This is a genomic window from Streptomyces beijiangensis (assembly GCF_017315755.1).
GTDB classification, from domain to species: domain Bacteria; phylum Actinomycetota; class Actinomycetes; order Streptomycetales; family Streptomycetaceae; genus Streptomyces; species Streptomyces beijiangensis.
In genome coordinates, this window is the sequence record NZ_JAFLRJ010000306.1 from 1 (window position 1) to 5,158 (window position 5,158).

The 5,158-nt window shown below is 70.7% G+C and carries 6 protein-coding genes; 3 read left to right on the top strand and 3 right to left on the bottom strand.

Annotation, left to right across the window (positions count from 1 at the left end; genetic code table 11):
• Positions 1 to 821 (top strand): cytochrome P450 (locus J0695_RS28125; protein ID WP_206966609.1); only part of this gene is annotated, 821 nt, incomplete at its 5' end.
• Here J0695_RS28125 and J0695_RS28130 read toward each other — a convergent pair.
• On the bottom strand, positions 818 to 2,431 hold the full coding sequence (locus J0695_RS28130; protein ID WP_206966610.1) for an ABC transporter permease: 1,614 nt from the start codon (positions 2,429 to 2,431) through the stop codon (positions 818 to 820). The genes J0695_RS28125 and J0695_RS28130 overlap by 4 nt on opposite strands.
• Positions 2,428 to 3,345 (bottom strand): ABC transporter ATP-binding protein, encoded by a 918-nt coding sequence (locus J0695_RS28135; protein ID WP_206966613.1) that lies wholly within the window; start codon positions 3,343 to 3,345, stop codon positions 2,428 to 2,430. Before J0695_RS28135 ends, J0695_RS28130 begins: the two co-directional genes overlap by 4 nt.
• 92 nt (positions 3,346 to 3,437) lie before the next feature.
• Here J0695_RS28135 and J0695_RS28140 point away from each other — a divergent pair, with 92 nt between their 5' ends.
• On the top strand, positions 3,438 to 3,944 hold the full coding sequence (locus tag J0695_RS28140; protein ID WP_206966615.1) for a GbsR/MarR family transcriptional regulator: 507 nt from the start codon (positions 3,438 to 3,440) through the stop codon (positions 3,942 to 3,944).
• 22 nt (positions 3,945 to 3,966) lie between these two features.
• On the opposite strand, the gene J0695_RS28145 is transcribed toward J0695_RS28140, so the two are convergent.
• Complete coding sequence (locus tag J0695_RS28145) at positions 3,967 to 4,788, bottom strand: diacylglycerol kinase catalytic domain-containing protein (RefSeq protein WP_307798789.1); 822 nt, start codon at positions 4,786 to 4,788, stop codon at positions 3,967 to 3,969.
• Between the two features lie 166 nt (positions 4,789 to 4,954).
• Here J0695_RS28145 and J0695_RS28150 point away from each other — a divergent pair.
• Positions 4,955 to 5,158 (top strand): adenylosuccinate synthetase (locus J0695_RS28150; protein WP_206966618.1); only part of this gene is annotated, 204 nt, incomplete at its 3' end.

Consider the following 5,158-nt stretch of genomic DNA (forward strand, 5'->3'; position numbering starts at 1 on the left):
ACGGCGGCGGTGACCTCCTCGCCGCCGTCGCCGAGCCCCTCCCCGTCGCCGTCATCGCCGAGATGCTGGGGATACCGGAGGGCGCCGACCGCGACCTCCTGCGGCCCTGGTCGGCCGACATCTGCGGGATGTACGAGCTGAACCCGTCCGAGGAGACCGCCGCCCGCGCCGTCCGGGCCTCCCTCGAATTCTCCGCGTATCTGCGGGAGTTGATCGCCGCCCGCCGCAAGGACCCCACCGGGGATCTGATCTCCGCCCTGATCGCGGCTCGCTACATCGACGAAGCCGACCGGCTCAGCGAGCAGGAGATGATCTCCACCTGTGTGCTGCTCCTCAACGCGGGTCACGAGGCGACCGTGAACACCACGGCCAACGGCTGGTGGACCCTCTTCCGCCACCCCGGTCAGCTCGCCCGGCTCCGTGCCGAACCCCGGCAGTTGTTGTCCACAGCTGTGGAAGAACTCATGCGGTACGACACTCCGCTCCAGCTCTTCGAACGCTGGGTCCTCGAGGACATCGAGCTCGACGGCGTCCGCATCCCCCGGGGTTCCGAGGTCGCCCTCCTCTTCGGCTCGGCCAACCACGACCCGGCCGTCTTCGACGCCCCCGCCACCCTCGACCTCACCCGCACCGCCAACCCCCATGTCACCTTCGGCGCCGGCATCCACTACTGCCTGGGCGCACCGCTCGCCCGGATCGAACTCGCCGCTTCCTTCGGTGAGTTGCTGCACCGCGCGCCGGAACTCCGGCTCGTGTCCGAGCCGGAGTGGAAACCGGGCTTTGTGATCAGGGGGCTTGAGGAGCTCCGGGTGGAGGTCTAGGTCGTCAGGTCCCTGCGGCGCAGGCCCGCCAGCCCGCCGGCCACCAGTGCCGCCGCGATCGCCGTCAGCAGCAGTACCGGGGTCCAGGCCATCTCCCCTCCCGGCAGCTTCGGCAGATGCCCGAAGGGGGAGAGGCCGAGGACCGTCCGGGGGAGGTCCAGCGCCGGGCCGATCCAGCCCAGGGCGAGCACCAGGCCGGCGACGCCCCATCCCGCCACCGCCGCCTTGGGGAAGGCGCCGTAGAGCAGGAACGTCAGTCCGCCGACGACCCAGATCGCCGGGAGCTGGACCAGGGCCGCGACCAGGATCGGACCGAGGTCGTGCCCGTAGCCGACGGCCAGCCCGACTCCGCCCAGGGACATGATCAGTACCGATCCGGCGAAGGCGACGACCAGGTGTCCGGCAGCCCATCGCAGCCGCCCCACCGCACCGGCGAGCAGCGGTTCGGTGCGCTGCGAGGTCTCCTCGCCGTGCAGCCGCAGCACCGTGGCGACGATGAACAGTGCGGCGACCAGGCCGAGCATCCCGGTCATCGCGGCCAGGAACGCGTCGGTGAGGCCGGACTGTCCGCCCATCCGTTCGAAGATCTCCCGGGCCTGCTCGTTGTCCCCGACCAGGTCGGCCGCGCCGCCCGTGATCCCGCCGAAGATCACCCCGGCGGCGAGGAAGCCGGCGGACCAGCCGTACACACTGCCGCGCTGCAGCCGCCAGGCGAGCGAACCGGCGCTCCCCAGCGCACCGTCGGCAGGACCCGGCCGGGTCGGCAGGAAGCTCATGCCCACATCGCGCCGTCCGGCCAGCCGGTACGCGACGACCGCCTGGACGGCGATCGCACCGGCCAGGACCAGCAGCACCCACCAGCGCTCCCCGCCGAACGCCCTGACGTTCTCGGCCCATCCGATGGGGGAGAGCCAGGTCAGCACCGACGAACCGTCGTCCGTCGACGCGTCGCCCGCCGCTTTCAGTACGAACGCCGCTCCGATGACCGCCGCCGTCATCCCCTTCGCCAGCCGTGCGCTCTCGGTGAGCTGGGCCGCGATCGCCGCCGTGCAGGCGAAGAGCATGCCGACCCCGGCCGTGCCGAGTCCCAGCGCCAGCGAACCCGCCTCCGGTTCACCGGACTTGGCCAACCCTGCCGTGATCATCAGTGCCAGCACCGCATTGGCGATCAGCGCGGTCAGCAGGGCCGCCGTCAGTGGTGCCCGGCGCCCCACCACGGCCGAGGAGATCAGCTCCTGGCGTCCGGTCTCCTCTTCCTCCCTGGTGTGCCGCACCACGATGACCAGGCTCATCACCGCCGCGAGCGCGGCCCCGAAGCCGACCATGCGCCAGGCGGTCAGACCGCCGAGCGAGTCGCTGAAGACCGGGCCGTACAGCGCCCGCATCGAGCTGTTCGCGCCCATCGAGTGCGCCACGTCCGCCCGCTTGGCGGCCGTGTCGTACAGCTTCGCGAAGGAGCCCGTCACCGAGGCGAAGGAGCCGCCCACCACCAGTACCCACACCGGAATCATGATCCGGTCCCGGCGCAGAGCCAGCCTCAACAGGGTGTTGGTACCCGCCAGTTGTCGCGATCCGGACCGTGCCGGTGCACCCCACGCCACCGCAGTCATCGCGCCACCGCCTCCGCGCCGATGCGTACATCGTCCTGGTAGTGCCGGAGGAAGAGCTCCTCCAGCGTCGGCGGGGTGCTCACCAGCGACCGCACGCCGGACGCGGTCAGCGACCGCAGCACCGCATCCAGCTTGTCCGTCTCGACCTGGAGCTTGACCCGGCGGCCCTCGATGTCGAGGTCGTGCACGCCGGGCAGCTTCGCAAGACCGTTGGGCGCGGCGGCCAGTTCGGCGGTGACGCTGGTGCGGGTGAGGTGCCGCAGCTCGGCCAGCGATCCCGTCTCGACGGTCCGGCCCTTCCTGATGATGCTCACCCGGTCGCAGAGCGACTCGACCTCGCTCAGGATGTGCGAGGAGAGCAGCACGGTCCGGCCCCGGTCACGCGCCTCCTCCACACAGCTCTGGAAGACCTCCTCCATCAGCGGATCGAGGCCCGAGGTCGGCTCGTCGAGGATGAGCAGGTCGACGTCGGAGGCGAAGGCGGCGACCAGGGCGACCTTCTGCCGGTTGCCCTTGGAGTAGGTCCTGCCCTTCTTCGTCGGGTCGAGCTCGAAGCGCTCGATCATCTCGGTCCGGCGCGCCCGGTCGAGTCGGCCGCCCCTCAGCCGCCCGTACAGATCGATGACCTCACCGCCGCTGAGATTCCGCCACAGCGTGACGTCGCCCGGTACGTACGCGAGCCGCCGGTGCAGTTCCACCGCGTCGCTCCAGGGGTCCTTGCCCAGCAGCTGGGCGGCGCCCGAGTCGGCGCGCAGCAGCCCGAGCAGGACCCGGATGGTGGTGGACTTCCCGGAGCCGTTGGGTCCGAGGAAGCCGTGTACCTCACCGGTCTCGACGGTCAGGTCGAGGCCGTCCAGCGCGTGCGTCCGCCCGAACGACTTGTGCAGTCCGGAGACGGTGATTGCCTTCGTCATGATTCTGAACGTACAGTGATTTCACAAACTTGTGAAGTTAAGGAAGCGTATAAACTCGACCCGACACACCGAACACGGGAGACGATCCGCAGATGACCACGCAGGGGACCGGGACCGCGACCGAGGGCGCAGGAGGGGCGGAGGCGGTATCCCGATTCGTGGAGCGTTTCGCCGCGCAGCTCGTCGAGGCGGGGATGCAGCGGATGCCGGCCCGTATCTTCGCCGCGCTGCTCGCTTCCGACTCCGGGGCGCTGACCTCCGCCGAACTCGGCGCACAGCTGCAGGTCAGCCCGGCGGCGGTCTCCGGGGCGGTCCGCTACCTCACCCAGGTCAACATGGTCACGCGCGAGCGGGAGCCCGGATCGCGCCGGGACCGCTTCGTGGTGCACGGCAACCAGTGGTACGAGGCGCTGACCAACCGGGATGCCGTGCTCAAGCGCTGGGAAGTGGCCCTGCGCGAAGGGGTCGCAGGGCTCGGCGAGGACTCGCCGGCGGGTCAGCGGCTGGCGGAGACGCTGGCCTTCTTCGAGTTCATCGAGGGCGAAGTGGCGTCGATGATGGAGCGCTGGCGCGTACATCGCGCGGAGCACTTCGAGTAGAGGCCGCTCTCGTGTCGTCCCCTCAGGAGGGCGGCAGCATCAGCCCCCATGCCCCCGGCCGCACCGTCCAGGTGCGGGTCCTGACCGGGCCGCCCACCACCGTGTCCGCGCGGTAGCGGAAGTCCGCACCCGAGACGGTCACGGTGACCGCGTCGGCGGTCAGCCGGTCGCCCTCGGCCGTACGGACGACGACCTCGGCCCGCCCGTCGTGCGAGCGCAGCGAGACCCCGGCCACCGGCCGGTCGAGGTCGGTGAGCATCACCCCGTCCGCCTCCACCCGCAGCCGCTGGGTCGGCACCGGCGCGCCGGGCGGCGCGGGCCGCACCAGGGTGCGTACCAGCGAACGGCAGGCACTCCACACCGACGGCGGGGCGGCGGCGGACGCCGCGCCCACCGTCCCCGGGATCGCCGGGATCCGGAGATCCCCGACGACCACCCCGCCGCTGTCGTCCACGAGCAGGTCCAGGCGGCGTACGACTCCGTCCAGGACGGTCCGGGCAGCGGCCACGGCGCCCGTGGGCACCCCCAGCGAGCGCGCCAGCTCCACGGCCTGCACCGCGCCGACCGGCACCAGGGACAGGGCGCGCTCGCCGGGACCGTTCTGCCGGTGGTCCCGGTACATCAGGCCGACCGCTCTCAGCAGGGCCCGGTCGTCGCCGACGACCACCAGCCGCCTACTGCCCCTGCGGGCGATTGCCCGCGCGAACTCCTCATTTCCGGCCGGCAGGCAAATCTTCGCCTCCGCGGCCGCACACAGCACATCCTTCACGATCCGTACGGACTCGCCGTCCAAACGGCGGGCGACCGGGTCGATGACCACCAGCAGCTGGTCGTGATCCGACACCTCGGTCCTTCCTCGGGTAGCATCTTTGTGCAAGAGCCCCTTGCGCTATTGCGCCAGGGGCTTCGTCTATTCCGGGGCAGCCGGTTCGACGGTTGGGATAACGGGCGTACGACATACGTGCGCCCCCTGACCTTGGACATGCCCCGCCCGGAAGGGGTGTACGCCTGTGCCCGCACTTGTGCTGCTCGGTGCTCAGTGGGGTGACGAGGGCAAGGGGAAGGCCACCGACCTGCTCGGTGGATCTGTGGATTACGTGGTGCGCTACCAGGGCGGCAACAATGCCGGCCACACGGTCGTCGTAGGCGACCAGAAGTACGCGCTCCACCTCCTCCCTTCCGGAATCCTGACGCCGGAGTGCACTCCGGTCATC

Coding starts and splice junctions, on each gene's coding strand:
- J0695_RS28140 (WP_206966615.1), top strand. CDS start 3,438: ATGACCACGCAGGGGACCGGGACCGCGACCGAGGGCGCAGGAGGGGCG.
- J0695_RS28130 (WP_206966610.1), bottom strand. CDS start 2,431: ATGACTGCGGTGGCGTGGGGTGCACCGGCACGGTCCGGATCGCGACAA.
- J0695_RS28135 (WP_206966613.1), bottom strand. CDS start 3,345: ATGACGAAGGCAATCACCGTCTCCGGACTGCACAAGTCGTTCGGGCGG.